This is a genomic window from Microcystis sp. M53603_WE2 (assembly GCF_030065435.1).
The window spans coordinates 1-14,107 of sequence record NZ_JASJFF010000064.1 but is presented as its reverse complement, the minus strand read 5'-3'; the positions used below and the strand labels follow the sequence as shown (position 1 = coordinate 14,107).

The window sequence follows — 14,107 nt, the reverse complement described above, 5'->3', positions numbered from 1 at the left end:
TGAGCAAGTAATCTTAAATCCTGTTTAAAAGCAGGGAAGTGGGGAGTATTTTCAGTTATCAGTGACCAGTAACCAGTTATCAGTGGGGTAGTGGGGAGTATTTTCAGTTATCAGTGACCAGTAACCAGTTATCAGTGGGGTAGTGGGGAGTATTTTCAGTTATCAGTGAGCAGTAACCAGTTATCAGTGGGGTAGTGGGGTAGTGGGGTAGTGGGGTAGTTGGGAGACCACTTCGTGCGCGTTGCGGGGGAGATGGGAGATGGGAGCAGGGAGAAAAAAGCTGATAACTGATCACTGATAACTGATCACTGATAACTGATAACTGGTTATGAACCATTCTTGACACCCCCTAGTCTAAAGGGACAAGTAGCTAGGGGTGAGGGGAATGATCGAGGTGATAACCGATAAGCAAACAAGTGTGAGCGATCGAGAGTTAATCTTAAAATGTCAAAGGGGTGATCGGGGTGCTTTTCGTCACCTTTACCGTCTTTATCAACCAAAAATCCGCTCTACTCTCTATCAACTCTGTGGAAGGGAATTCCTAGAGGATTTTGTCCAAGAGGTATTTTTAAGACTGTGGCGCGGGTTGCCGAAATTGCGTTCACCTGAATACTTTTCCACTTGGGTTTATCGGATCACTTGGAATGTGGCGATCGATGGTCGGCGACAATTAGCCAAAAGACAAATGAGGATGGCCAAAAGCACTGATGAGGAAAACTCCCTTGATAGCGAATCCCGTCCCCAAGATAGTCCCGATTTGATGCAATTGCATTATGAGGATGTGGTCCGACAAGGGTTAGAAATTCTCAGTTTAGAACATCGCGCTGTCCTTGTCCTTCACGATCTAGAGGACTTACCCCAAAAGGAAATCGCTCAAATCTTAGAAATTCCCCTCGGTACGGTGAAATCACGTCTTTATTATGCGCGTAAAACCATGGGTCAATTTTTGCAAAAACAAGGAGTTATCTAATGTCCCCAGAAGATGACAAAGTGGTTAATTTTCTGCGTCGCTATCGTCCATCGCTGCCACCTCGACCGATAGATGAAGAAGAACAGTTAATGCAAATGATTAGGGGAGAAAGGCCGGTAACTCGCCCAAAATCCCTGCCTTTATTGGGGTGGATAACTGGTATTACTGCCTTATCGGTGCTGATTGTTGGTTCCTATCGTTGGTTTCATCCTTATCCACAACTGGGCCAAATTTCCGACGAGCAGTTGGAAGCTTTTTTAGTGGAGAGTTGGAACCATAGCATCGCTCCACCGATTGCTGCTCCTAGCGTTTATAGTTCCCCTTGGATGACCTTAAACGAGCCTCAACTCACCTATTCTACCTATAATCCTTAATTTCTTTGTCAAGGTCAATTATGTACTTTTCTACTGTCTCGATTCTCGGCACAACCATGGTTTTAACTCTGGCCGCTAACTTGGCCCCAAGTGCCACTGTGCTATCCTATCCCCAAGATCGTCTATTTATCGCTCAAACTAGCTCTCCCCAGCGTCCTGAGAGTCGTCGAATGAATAATTCTCGAGAAAGACTAATCGAACAATTAAACCTTACCGATGACCAAAAGTCGAAAATTGCCGCTATTCGTCAGAAATATCAGGAAAAAACCAAACAGTTGCGAGAAACCATTAGAAACAACGAACAAGAATTAAATAGTTTATTATCGAATAATGCCTCCGATCGAGATATCCGTGCTAAACATCAGCAAATCTCTCGCAATCGCCAAGAAATCAGTAACCTGCAATTTGAGAGTTTTTTGGAAATTCGTCAAGTGTTGACTCCCGCTCAAAGAACGGAATTTTCCCAATTAATGCAGGAACGTTGCCCTAATTCCCGCAATTGTGGGCGACAATAATTCCCATCAGTGCCGATTAAGATCGAATTTGATTCCGATACATTAGAAAAACGCCAAGGATGGGTTACTACCCCATCCTCAACTTATCATTTACTGATCAATTATCGTTTCCAAGTGACTTTTGGTAGGATATGATTCATATCTACCCGGTCTCTGTACTTGGTGGCGAAGTTCAAGAGGGAATCGAGGAGAGAATCGGAGAGATAGTGAGGTTGTAGGCCTAGATCGAGTAATTTTGTGTTTTTAGCGTTAAAATAATGTTCCTCTAACTCGATGCGCGGGTTGTCAAGATTGTTAATCTCCACATTTAACCCTAACGCAGAACCAGCTTTTTTCACCATCAGTGCCAAGTCACCGACGCTAAACAGTTCGGTAAATTGGTTAAAAACGCGAAATTCCCCCGATTGAGCGGGATTGGCGATCGCTAATTCCAAACAACCCACGGTATCGCGGATATCTAAAAATCCCCGCGTTTGGCCACCTTTACCGTACACTGTTAGGGGATGACCGATCGCCGCTTGAATACAAAAACGGTTTAAAGCAGTACCAAAAACCCCATCGTAATCGAGACGGTTAATTAACATCTCATCCATTCCCGTTTCTTCGGTGAGGACTCCATAAACCACCCCTTGATTGAGATCTGTGGCTTTTAAACCCCACATCCGACAGGCAAAATGGATATTATGGCTATCGTGGACTTTGCTGAGATGGTACATACTACCGGGCTGTTTGGGATAGGGTAAAGTATCCTTACGACCGTGATGTTCGATCGTGATGTAGCCTTCTTCAATATCTATATTCGGTGTGCCATACTCACCCATGGTTCCCAGTTTTACTAGGTGCGCTTCGGGAAATTCCTCTTTCATCGCATAGAGGATGTTTAAATTGCCAACCACGTTGTTAACTTGGGTTAAAACTGCGTGTTCGCGATCGATCATGGAGAAGGGTGCAGATCTCTGTTCTCCAAAGTGAACAATCGCATCCGGTTGAAACTGTCGCAGGGATTGAATCAGAAAGTCGTAGTCATTAATATCCCCGACAAAAAGATCGATCGATTTTCCCGTTAGATCTTGCCAGCGTTGAATCCGATGAGATATGGGTGCGATCGGTGTTAAGGTATCGCAGCCTAATTGTAAGTCCCAATAGCGACGAACTAAACTATCAAGTATGCCTACTTCGTAACCTCTATTTGATAGATGGAGTGCCGTTGCCCAACCACAATAGCCGTCTCCGCCAATAACCAAAACTCTCATACAATATCTGTAAAGTTTATATACTCGTCTTTGGTAACTCTAGCAGTTTTGTGTCACGCTTTACCAGTTTAATCCCCCTGAACATAGCGGGGTGTAGGGTGTAGGGTGTTAGGGTGTAGGGTGTTAGGGTGTGGGGTGTGGGGTGTAAGGGTGTGGGGTTTTTCAGTGATCAGTAAACAGTAACCAGTTATCAGTGGGGGGAGATGGGAGAATCAATAAAGGTAGTCTATTGACAACTGCTCACTGATTACCACTGTCCACTGAAAACTCAAATCTGATAACTGATAACTGATAACTGATAACTGAATTATCCCTTGACAATTGCCCCAAAATCTGCTAGGACTCGGGCGTGATTTCGCAGTAAACCCAACAGATTTAAACGATTGCGACGGACAGATTCTTTTTCTGCCATGACTAACACACTATTTTCGCCATCAAAAAAGTCAGCCACCAGGGGAGAAATTGCTGTTAAAGCAGTGACGAGACGCTGATAATCTCTTTGCTCTCTTGCGCTGATAGTTTCGGGAATTAGGGCAATTAAAGCGTCATAAAACGCTTGTTCGGAGGATTGTTCAAATAACTCCGTATTGATGATTGCCTTGGCTTCTAGGGTAGTTGTATCTAAATCTCCTTTTTGTGCTAAACGGGTCGAGCGATTGACGGTTTCATAGATGTTGGCTAACTGACCATCCTGACGAATTTGGCATAAAAAGCGGGCGCGTTCACGGGTATCTAATAAATTTTCTAAAGCGCGAGACTTATACTCTGGATCGTTTTCCCCTAAAACTGCATTAACGAGATCATAATCTATCCTCAAATCATCAATTAAGAGAGTTTGCAGACGTTGTAAAAAGAAATCTTTAATCAGATTGACTGGGTTGGTTTTATCGGGATGACTGGTGACAAAATCCTTAGCTATCTGCTCAATTAATGCCAAAAGATTGATATTAAAATCGGCTGACCAGATAATACTAATTATTGCATTGGCAGCCCGACGGAGAGCGAAGGGATCTGAGGAACCAGTGGGCAGCATTCCCAGTCCAAAAATACCGACTAAAGTATCTAAGCGATCAGCAATTCCCACCACTTGACCAGTGATTGTTTCCGGGAGTAAATCCCCGGCATTGCGAGGCAGATAATGTTCAAAAATGCCCCGGGCAACTATAGCCGATTCGCCACTAATTAAAGCATATTTTTCGGCCATTACTCCCTGTAATTCTGGAAATTCATAGACCATTTGGGTAACTAAATCCGCTTTACAAAGCATGGCAGTGGACTCTATATCACTGCGACTTTGTTCATCGAGATTTAACTGTTCGACGATCATCTGGGCAATTTCCATAATCCGATCGACTTTATCGCGCATGGTTCCCAATTCTTCTTGGAAAGTGACGGTTTCCAGTTGAGGAAGAAAACTATCTAAGGGTTCATCACAATCGGCAGTATAGAAAAATCTGGCATCAGCTAACCGCGCGCGGATAACCCTTTCATTTCCCGCGGAAATAATCTCAGATTTCTGGGGATCGCCATTGGAAATAGTAATAAAATAGGGTGACAAACCCTGGGGAGTTTTCACCGGGAAATAACGCTGATGTGTCACCATCACGGTAATAATTACTTCTGGGGGTAATTCCAGAAATTCATCGTCAAATTTGCCAACAATTGCCGTGGGATATTCGACTAAGTTAGTCACTTCTGCTAATAAATCTGCGGGAATTTCTGCCACTCCCTTGAGTTTTTTGGCCAGGGTGGTAATCTGAGCGGTAATTATCTGTTGACGCACTTGCGGATCCGCTTCCACAAAAATCGAGCGCAAACTGGTTAAATATGCTTGGGGATGACTAATGGCTAAGGATTGCGGGTGTAGAATGCGATGACCAAAAGTTAAGCGATCGCTGGTTAAAGTGGTAGAGCCATTAATTAATTCTAGGGGCAAAACTTCCCCATCCACTAAAGTTAATAACCAACGAATTGGCCGGGGAAATCTTAAATCTCCATCTCCCCAACGCATAAAACGTCTTCCTTCCAAACGGGTAATCCATTGGGGAATTAATTCAGTTAAAATCTCGGCTGTTTGACGACCTGGAATCGTTTTTTCAATATAGACAAATTCTCCTTTGTCTGTGGCACGAATTGAGAAAGCAGCGGTGCTAACTCCCTGTTTTCGAGCAAAACCCTCACCAGCAGCGGTAATTTTGCCATTTTTGTAGGCGGCACTAACTGGCGGTCCTTTTATCTCCTCGCTGCGAGCTTCTTGCTCCCTCGGTAATCCTGTGATTAACACGGCCAAACGGCGCGGGGTTGCGTAAACTTGAATAGCAGTCGCGTCCAGAGATTCCGTCTCTAAACTCTTGCTAACTCTTTCCCGCCATTGTGCGATCGCGCTATCGACAAAATCTGCGGGTAGTTCTTCTGTACCGACTTCCAGTAAAAAATCCATCTGATTGATTGGCCGTGTTTATGCTTCACCAATCATCTAGGCTATCACAGAAGCCGTGTCCTTAGTTTTTGACTGGTGTTGTTCGACTTTTTGGGTTAGGGTGAAAGAGGCAGCAAATTGGAATCAGCGACGATGGGAAAGATTAATTTATTAGTCAGTGCCACCTCTGAGGATTGGATAGAACAGGCAATTAATAATTTAGGGATTATTCTGCTCGATCATTCCCATTGTGAGCGAAAAGCGGCAGGAGTGGCCTTAAATCTCATGTTTCGTTATCCTTCCTACGCTTCCCTCGTGCGGAAATTAACTGCGATCGCACAAGAGGAATTAGAACATTTTGAACAGGTCAATCAATGGTTAGATAAATGGGGAATTCCCCTCGCTCCCTTGAATTCTCCCCCTTATGGTGCTAAATTAAAGGCCCAGATTCGTCACCAAGAACCTGATCGCCTTTTGGATTCGCTGTTAATATCAGCTTTAATCGAGGCGCGTTCCCACGAAAGATTAGGTTTATTGGCAGAATATTGTCCCGATCCTCAATTAGCTCAATTTTATCGCGGTTTAATGGCTTCCGAAGCGCGTCATTATGGTATTTATTGGCTATTAGCAGCGGATTATTTTGAACGGACAGTGATCGAGCAACGCTTAGAAACCCTAGCGGCGCTCGAAAGTGAAATTCTCACTACTCTGCACCCGGAACCTCGTATTCATAGTTGATTGCACCCAAGGACAAACCCTATCTAAATTACTCGTTCAACTCAATTTCTCTCTTAGAAAAGGGTAAATCTTGATTGATTGCCTCAATTTCTTCCTGTTCCATTTGATTAATTTCCTGGATATAGTTGCGGAGAATTTGAGTCATTTTACCATGATAAAAACGGTGTAAACTGTGATTGGCAGTGGCGGGAAAACCCCGTCTTTTTTTATGTTGTCCTCCCGCGCCGGGGTCAAACATGGTAATACCTTGACTAATTGCCCAATCGATCGGTTGATAGTAACAAGCTTCAAAATGTAAACAGTCGTACTCTTGAAAACTTCCCCAGTAACGACCATAAAGATTAGTATCTTTGCGAATACAAAAAGATAAACCCACCGGTTTAGTATCCTTTTCATTCTGGTAGGCAGTAATCAAAACCACTCGCTGACGATAATTCGGATATAATTGTTCAAAAAATTTCTGTGTCAGATATTTACTTCCCCAGTAAAATTTATCACAGGTACTGCTATAAAACCGATAAATTAACGGGAATAAATGATGGGGAATTTCTTCGGCAGCCAGAGTTTTAATAATTAACCCCGCATTAGTCACCGCTTTCCGTTCCCGTTTAATGTTGCGGCGTTGATTAGCATTAAAAACCGTCAGATAATCTTCAAAACTTTGAAAACCTTTGTTATTCCAAATATAACTATGGTGTAACCAGGGAGTAAAGCCAAAATTTTCCATTAAAATTCGCCATTGGGGATCCACAAAAAGAAAATGACAACCCGACAGATTATTTTGGTCACAAAAATGATCGATTGCCGCTATCATTAAAGCAGTAATCTCCAGTTCATTTTCCCCCGGAGCAATTAAAAAACGATAACCCACCGCCGGAGTAAAAGGGGTCATTCCTAACAGTTTCGGATAGTATCTAATCCCTAAACGATGGGAAAGATCTGCCCATTGATGGTCAAAGACAAATTCACCGTAACTATGACTTTTAATATACAAAGGAGCGGCGGCAATTAACTCAGCACCGCACCAAACTGTTAGATGAGCAGGTTGCCACCCCGTGCGTCCCGTGGCGCTGCCGGAAGTTTCGATATTATGTAACCATTCCCACTCGAGAAAGGGAGTAGTTAGGGGTTGAGCGAGAGCATCCCATTTTTGTTGGGGAATCTCACTCATTTTATCAATCCAAACGACAGAATATTGGGGTTTAAGCTGTTCTACCATGGGACAAGATAAGTCAACCTTTTTATTTAAGGTTTGCTGAATAAATCTAAAACCCTTGTTGGGTAAGACTTTTAGACTTTTTGTCAATCAAAAAGTACCGGACTGGGAGTGATTAGGGGTAAAATTCCGGGACTTTTTCCCTGAAAATTAGGTAACTGAGTACCTCAAAATCAGTAAAACCCTACACCCTACACCCTACACCCCACACCCTGCCCCCACCAACAAACTTTTTCAGCAGACCCTATTTAAGGTAATCTAGTTTTGAGATTTATGGGACTGCCGTTCAAGGGAATAATGTAAGAAAATTTCTTCTTCCACGGTTTCCACGCTCAAAAGTTGTAATTTTCTGGCAGAATCAGCCATAAATCCAGTTCCTGCCAGAGGAGTTGCCGCTTTATTGCCTCCTAACAGCAACGGACAAATGGTTAGATGGATTTCATCGATTAAATCTTCAGCTAAAAGAGAGGCAATTAATTCACCTCCTCCCAGAATCGCCAGTTTTTTGATACCTAGGGCGGTAAATTGACTAAAAATAGCCTTCCAATCACCGCAAACTAAGACAAGCTCAAATAAACCCCGATTTTCCCAGTTCGCCACTTTTTCCGCTGCCGTGATTAACCAGCGCGGGAAAGGCTGCTGAAAAAATTTCATCCGGGGATCAAGCTGGCCCGAATAAGAACAAACGATCTGTATCGGCTGCGGAGATAATCCCCGTTGTTGACGGTATGCGAGAAAATCGGCATGACGGATAGGAAGACTGGTGTGATAAGCGCGCAGGGTGTTAGCACCGAATAAAGCGGCATCCATGCGCGATAAATGTTGTTCTAGACGCATTTTATCGGTAGCAGAGGCAAATCTGGCCGCCGACTGGTAGGCGTCGGCAATTTTACCATCGGCACTCATGGCTAAAATAACGGTGGTGTGAGGACAATTCATGGCAAATGCTCGGGGATATCACCCAGTCTGATTGGTGAATAGGCTAGTATAGTCTGGAGTTTGATAGCAAGAATCAAACCAATTTCTGCCTATGTCTATCGGTCAATCCTCCTTTCGTCGTATTCTGCTCTCTCGCTTACTCCTGGTCAGTGTACCTGTACTACTAATGGGAGTTTATGTTACCTATCGTAAGGCGCGTTCGGCTTTTTTGGAAACGGCCCGTCAAAATCTGACCGAAAGTGCCGTCAGAAAAGCAGATAATATTGATCAATCAATTCAATTTTTGCAGGTTAATCTTATCACTGCGGGTGAAAGTCTGGTTTTAAAACAGGGAACCTTAGCCGAAAAAGAAGCTTTTTTACAACAATTCACGGCGCAGCTTCCTAATCAGATTAACTGTGTGGGATTAATTGATGTTAAGACCAAGCAACCTTTATTAAATCGAGCCTGTGAACCAGAAGTTATCCAAGTTTTGCCACTAGAAAGATGGACGGAAAAACGGACTGGCTTTGCTGGGAATATCGAAAATATTTTAGTTAGAAGTTTACCCAAGCAATTTCTAACTAAATCTCCCAATAATAATCGTCAATTAGAATTAATTTTTGCCGTTCCCATCTACGATAATCAAGGACAATTACAATCTAGTCTGATTCTGCAAGCTTCTCTCCTTTACAGTGAGAAGGTTTTACCCGGTTCTTTGTCAGGTTATCCCGTGGTTATTTCTGAAAATGGCATTATTCTCGCTCATCCCTATTTTGATCGCATTGGTAGCCATATCAGTCAAGAAGCTGATGCTGAACGCCTCAATATAATCATCAGTAATGCTGTTAGAGGTCAACAGAGATTTCTCCATTTATTTTCTTTCGAGAAATATGGCAAAGAGTTAGTCGCTGGTTATAGTTCCCTCCCCAGTCCAGTTACGGGAGAATCATCCCAAAAATGGATAGTTTTAGCCATTAGTCCTCTCTCCCAAGCTCTGGCTCCTCTACAACAAATTTGGGAGGCAATTTTTTATCTAATTTCTGGTTTATTATTAGCTTATTTAGTAGCTATTATACTGATCACTAGGGATTTAGCTAGACCTTTAGAAAAACTGCGAGATTATGCCTTAAATATTCAGAAAATTCCTTCACAAAATATTACACCACAGAACTTTAATATTCGAGAAATTAATCAGTTAGCCTCGGCCCTAGAGGAAATGCTCGAACGTTTACGCCTTTGGGGAGAGGAAATAGTTAAGAGTTGGCAAGAAGCGGAAAATGCTAATCAATTAAAAAACCAATTTTTGGCGAATACTTCCCACGAATTACGCACCCCTCTTAATGGTATTATTGGCTCAATTCGTTGCGTTGTGGATGGATTTTGTAATAGTGAGGAGGAGGAAAAAGAATATCTGCAACAAGCGGATAAGGCATCCGTACATCTTTTGGAAATTATTGATGATATTCTCAGTATTGCTAAAATAGAAGCGGGCAAACTTTCCGTTAATCCTGAACCAGTAGATTTACACCAAATTATCAATGAAGTTATTAATTTACAAACAGCATCGCTGCAACGTAAGCACTTAAAATTCAATCTACTTTTTTGTCCAGAAATTACTATAGTCTATGCTGATACCACTAAATTTAAACAGGTAATTTTGAATGTTATTTCTAACTCAATTAAATTTACTGATACAGGCACAATTTCTTTAATAACTCGCCTAGAAAATACACAGGCTATTATTACTATAATCGATACAGGAATCGGTATAGACCCCCAGCAACAATCAAAATTATTCCGTCCTTTTGTGATGATTGATGGTTCCACAACTAGAAAATTTAGCGGTACGGGTTTGGGATTAGCTATTTCTAAGAATTTTATGAAAATGATGGGGGGAGATATTACTATCTCTAGTCAAGGTCAAGGTTTAGGAACAACTGTAGAAATTATTCTTCCTCTAGTGGGGGAAAGAAAGCTTGATTCTACTCCACCAGAGGAAAACTCATCTTTGCCGATTCTTCCCTCTCTTAAAAGCTAAAATATCTCTATTTAGGGGCTGCTGAAAAAGTTTTTCGTGGTGACAGGGTGTGGGGTGTGGGGTGTGGGGTGTAGGGTTTTACCGATTTTGAGGGGGTCAATTACCTAATTTTCAGGGAATAAGTCCTGGAATTTTCCCCCCGATCACTCCCAGATCTGGTACTTTTTGATTGACAAAAAGTCTAAAAGTCTTACCCAACAAGGTTTTTAGATTTATTCAGCAAACCCTATTTAACTACTGTAATTTCTGGGCAACTTAGTTTATAATTCCTCTAAACTTTCTACGGGTAAATTAACTACCTGATAAAAACCAAAAACCTCGATCGCATCGGTATAATTTGTTAATTCTTCTAAAGTTTCTGCGATTAAATGCTGTTGATCCAGATTAATCTCTAGATCGATAAAAAATATGTATTCCCCTAAAGATCGTTTAGTTGGTCGCGATTCAATACGAGATAAATTAAGCTGACGTTTGGCAAAAACTTCTAAAGGTTTGACTAAAGCGCCGGGTTGATCTAAAACCTGAAAAGCGAGGGACATTCGCTCCCCTTGGGGATGGGAAGTTAAAGCCATTACCCAAAAACGGGTACAATTATCGGGATAATCATTAATTGGTTGTGTTAATATTGGTACATGATACAGTTTTGCTGCCCGGGGAGAAGCAATAGCGGCCGAATTGGCCTCTCGATCGAGAATTTGAATCGCTTCTGTGGTAGAATTAGTAGGAATAATCGGCACGGTAGGCAAATTATTTTCTAGCCATTTTTGACATTGAGCTAAAGCTTGGGGATGGGAATAAACGGTGGTAATTTCTGTTAGCGATTGTCGAGGAGATAGAAGTGCATGGGAAATCGGTAAAACTAATTCTTGTTGAATCTGTAACCCAGGTAATTGCCATAAAGCATCAAGAGTCATTACCACACTTCCCTCGGTGGAGTTTTCCACCGGGACCACTGCTAAATCGGCCTGATTTTGGACAACCGATCGCAGGGCCAAGGCAATGCTAGGATAGGGTATTAATTGACGAGGCTGGGGTGGTAAACTATTAGCAAATGCTAAAGCGGCTGTTTCTGAATAGGTTCCCACCGGCCCCAGATAAGCGATCTTTACAGTCATTTAGATTATCCCCGCAAGCAATTTTTTCTAGCTATTACAGCCTTTCTCGTCAACATCAAGTATAACCTAATTTGGTATTGACTCCTATGTCCTATCTGCTGAATTCTGCTATAATCATGTCAAGTCAGCTTCACTTTGTTTGATAGTCAATTGACTGATTTTTTGGTGCGTTTCCTCGATGGTTAACCCTTGGGCTAAATCCCCCAATTCTTTGAGAAGATCATTAGTTAAGGAGAGAGATATTTGGCTATCCTGGCCCGATAAATAGACAACTTTGGCTAATTCGGCCAGTTTAACTTTTTTGCTGGTGCGATTTTGGTAACTGACCGAAAAACCGTTAATCTCCGCAGCCTCTTGCTGGATAATTGCCGACTTTAAACGTTCCTTGAGATGTTCCATCTCTGTATCTAAAATCTTCCATTGCTGGTAAATTTCCCAATAACGATTAGTTAATCTTTCGAGATTCTCACCCGCGGGATCGGGAGTAATTAAATGGGAAAGCTGCAAAAGACGATGATGGATTTGGGCCGTATATACGGGGTCTTTTTGTGCATATTCTAGCTGGGCCGCGGTTAAAGGTCTTTTGCCCCAATTACCCCCCTGTTCACTTTTATCGATAGCGGGAAAATGACAAAGACATTCAGCCACGGTTTTCAGTTGATAATTGGGTAAAGGAGCAATATAGTAGGGAACCTTTTTAGCTAACTCTAGGGTACAGGTAATTTTTTTAACTTTGCTTTTACCGCCCAAAAATTTACAATCATAACTAGCATTGTGAAAAACCTTTTCTATCCGGTCAACCAGCATGATTTTAGTGATAAAATAGTTAGTAAGATCGGGTCGATCAAGAACATCCAAAATTGTCACCCGCTCCCCCGTTAAGTCCGTGGAATCAGCCAGAATTTGAATCAGAGACAAACGGGGAGTCTTGCTATTGTAATCGGCTACTTCCGTATCTAACCAAAGAATGGGAAAATGAGAAAAGTGATCGATCGCATTCCTAATAGCGTCGGATTCCGTTAAATAAGGCATGGTTGCAGAGGCTGAAAAATGTATCAAAAAATCTTGATAGCAGTAGATTTGTCAGAGATGGGGGACAGTGTTTTTAAGGAGGCTGTATCCTTAGCCAGTAAGTACGAAGCTAACCTCCTACTACTGCACGTCCTTTCCCCTGAGGAAGATTATAGCCCTTTACCGATTCCACCCAATTTAGCCGATATTTACCCCGCCCAGGGGAATGATCTCACTCTCGATTTTTGGCGGCAACAATGGGAAGAATTCGAGCAGAAAGGGGTGGCCATGTTGCAAAAAAGAGCTAATCAGGCGGGAGAAATGGGTGTCAAGGGAGAATACCGGCAAATTTACGGCCATGCCGCCAAAACTATCTGTAAAGTGGCGCGAGAGGAAAATATTGATTTAATTGTCATCGGTCGGCGTGGGCGATCGGGTCTAGGAGAGTTATTCTTAGGTAGTGTGAGTAATTATGTTCTCCATCATGCCCCCTGTTCCGTCTTAATTGTTCAACATCATCAGGACTAAAAATTCCTGTTAGCTATTCCCCCCCTAAAATCCCCAAACGATTAAAAGGAAAAAAGCGAAAAACCGCCCTACCAATCACGTTATTTTCCGGTAAAAACCCCCAGATATGGGAGTCATTGCTATTATTGCGATTGTCTCCCATGACAAATAAATTATTTTCCGGCACAAGCAAAGGCATTAAATTATATTGAGGGGATTCGAGAATATAATCCTCTGACAAGGGTTGATTATTCAGATAAATTTTGCCCTCCTTGACAGCAATCACATCCCCTGCGGTGGCAATCACTCTTTTAATAAAAGCTTGGTTCTTTTGATATCCCTGTAATTGTAATTGTGCCGGCGGTTCAAAGACGACGATATCCCCCCGTCGAGGAGGATGGAAATCGTAGGAAAGTTTTTCCACTACTAAGCGATCGCCTTGTTCTAAAGTGGGTAACATAGAATCAGAGGGGATAAAACGAGGTTCAGCCACAAAAGTGCGGATCAGTAAGGCTAAAACTAAAGCTATAGTGATAATTTGCAGATTTTCTCGAATAGAAGCCCAAAAACTCTTGGATTTGTCCTTATTAATTTCTTGCTCTTGCATTATTGCCCGGATGATGGTTGGTGTAACTTAGCCTTCGCTTGCTGCCAGAAAACTGTTAATTCCTCTAGTGTATAGTCATGGAGAGGCTTTTCCGCCACAGATTCCACTAGGGAAAAACGTTGAATAAAACGCAGATTAGTCTCTTGTAAAGCGATACTGGGGTCTAAATTATACCAGCGAGCAAGATTAACAATAGTAAAGAGTAAATCGCCTAATTCTGCCTGTTGATGCTCTTTATCGCCCGATTCTAGGGAATCTTGCCATTCTGCCAACTCTTCGCCGAATTTTTCCCAGACTCCCGCGATATTTTCCCACTCAAAACCGACTCGCGCCGCTTGCCGAGAAATTTTCATCGCCCCCATTAAGGGTTGTAAAGTTTGGGCATAACGGGTTAATTTACCGCTAATAGTCGGGTCATTTTTT

General features: G+C 42.3%; 14 protein-coding genes. 6 read left to right on the top strand and 8 right to left on the bottom strand.

Annotation, left to right across the window (positions count from 1 at the left end; translation table 11 throughout):
- Positions 1-385: 385 nt before the first annotated feature.
- Genes PX481_RS01585 through PX481_RS01575 form a run of 3 tightly spaced genes read left to right on the top strand, consistent with a single transcriptional unit; the run spans position 386 to position 1,859 of the window.
- Complete coding sequence (locus PX481_RS01585) at positions 386-970, top strand: sigma-70 family RNA polymerase sigma factor (protein WP_288027507.1); 585 nt, start codon at positions 386-388, stop codon at positions 968-970.
- Positions 970-1,344, top strand: coding sequence for a hypothetical protein (locus tag PX481_RS01580; protein WP_002758138.1), 375 nt, complete (start codon positions 970-972; stop codon positions 1,342-1,344). Before PX481_RS01585 ends, PX481_RS01580 begins: the two co-directional genes overlap by 1 nt.
- 20 nt (positions 1,345-1,364) lie before the next feature.
- Positions 1,365-1,859 carry a Spy/CpxP family protein refolding chaperone gene (locus PX481_RS01575; protein WP_002758140.1) on the top strand — a complete coding sequence of 165 codons (495 nt, stop codon included), beginning with the start codon at positions 1,365-1,367 and terminating at the stop codon, positions 1,857-1,859.
- Positions 1,860-1,960: 101 nt separating this feature from the next.
- On the opposite strand, the gene PX481_RS01570 is transcribed toward PX481_RS01575, so the two are convergent.
- Together PX481_RS01570 and glyS are read right to left on the bottom strand one after the other, a co-directional pair.
- Positions 1,961-3,112, bottom strand: coding sequence for an NAD-dependent epimerase/dehydratase family protein (locus PX481_RS01570; RefSeq protein ID WP_002758141.1), 1,152 nt, complete (start codon positions 3,110-3,112; stop codon positions 1,961-1,963).
- Positions 3,113-3,419: 307 nt separating this feature from the next.
- The gene (gene glyS, locus PX481_RS01565) at positions 3,420-5,552 is read right to left on the bottom strand and encodes a glycine--tRNA ligase subunit beta (RefSeq protein ID WP_288093333.1); all 2,133 of its coding nucleotides are present in this window, start codon (positions 5,550-5,552) and stop codon (positions 3,420-3,422) included.
- A gap of 132 nt (positions 5,553-5,684) precedes the next feature.
- Between glyS and PX481_RS01560 the strand changes: the two genes are divergently transcribed.
- Positions 5,685-6,269 (top strand): MiaE family protein, encoded by a 585-nt coding sequence (locus PX481_RS01560; RefSeq protein ID WP_287699703.1) that lies wholly within the window; start codon positions 5,685-5,687, stop codon positions 6,267-6,269.
- A 28-nt stretch (positions 6,270-6,297) separates the two neighbouring features.
- Here the strand turns inward: PX481_RS01560 and PX481_RS01555 are convergent, their stop codons facing one another.
- Entirely contained in the window at positions 6,298-7,488 is a 1,191-nt protein-coding gene (locus PX481_RS01555) for a GNAT family N-acetyltransferase (protein ID WP_287767266.1), read from the bottom strand.
- Positions 7,489-7,743: 255 nt separating this feature from the next.
- Positions 7,744-8,424 carry a RibD family protein gene (locus PX481_RS01545; protein ID WP_288093328.1) on the bottom strand — a complete coding sequence of 227 codons (681 nt, stop codon included), beginning with the start codon at positions 8,422-8,424 and terminating at the stop codon, positions 7,744-7,746.
- 91 nt (positions 8,425-8,515) lie between these two features.
- On the opposite strand from PX481_RS01545, the gene PX481_RS01540 reads away from it, so the two are divergent.
- Complete coding sequence (locus tag PX481_RS01540; protein ID WP_288093325.1) at positions 8,516-10,444, top strand: sensor histidine kinase; 1,929 nt, start codon at positions 8,516-8,518, stop codon at positions 10,442-10,444.
- A 260-nt stretch (positions 10,445-10,704) separates the two neighbouring features.
- Here PX481_RS01540 and pheA read toward each other — a convergent pair whose 3' ends face one another.
- A complete protein-coding gene (gene pheA / locus PX481_RS01535; RefSeq protein WP_002760141.1) occupies positions 10,705-11,559 on the bottom strand; it encodes a prephenate dehydratase in 855 nt (284 codons plus the stop codon).
- A 114-nt stretch (positions 11,560-11,673) separates the two neighbouring features.
- Positions 11,674-12,591, bottom strand: a complete 918-nt coding sequence (locus PX481_RS01530) for a ribonuclease D (protein WP_002760140.1) — start codon at positions 12,589-12,591, stop codon at positions 11,674-11,676.
- 18 nt (positions 12,592-12,609) lie between these two features.
- On the opposite strand from PX481_RS01530, the gene PX481_RS01525 reads away from it, so the two are divergent.
- Positions 12,610-13,098, top strand: coding sequence for a universal stress protein (locus tag PX481_RS01525; RefSeq protein WP_002760138.1), 489 nt, complete (start codon positions 12,610-12,612; stop codon positions 13,096-13,098).
- Between the two features lie 13 nt (positions 13,099-13,111).
- Here the strand turns inward: PX481_RS01525 and lepB are convergent, their stop codons facing one another.
- Together lepB and PX481_RS01515 are read right to left on the bottom strand one after the other, a co-directional pair.
- Positions 13,112-13,684: a signal peptidase I gene (gene lepB / locus PX481_RS01520; RefSeq protein ID WP_002760130.1), complete on the bottom strand. Its 573-nt coding sequence runs from the start codon at positions 13,682-13,684 to the stop codon at positions 13,112-13,114.
- A partial coding sequence (locus PX481_RS01515) for a MazG nucleotide pyrophosphohydrolase domain-containing protein (RefSeq protein ID WP_288093322.1) occupies positions 13,684-14,107 on the bottom strand: 424 nt, incomplete at its 5' end. The genes PX481_RS01515 and lepB, both read right to left, overlap by 1 nt.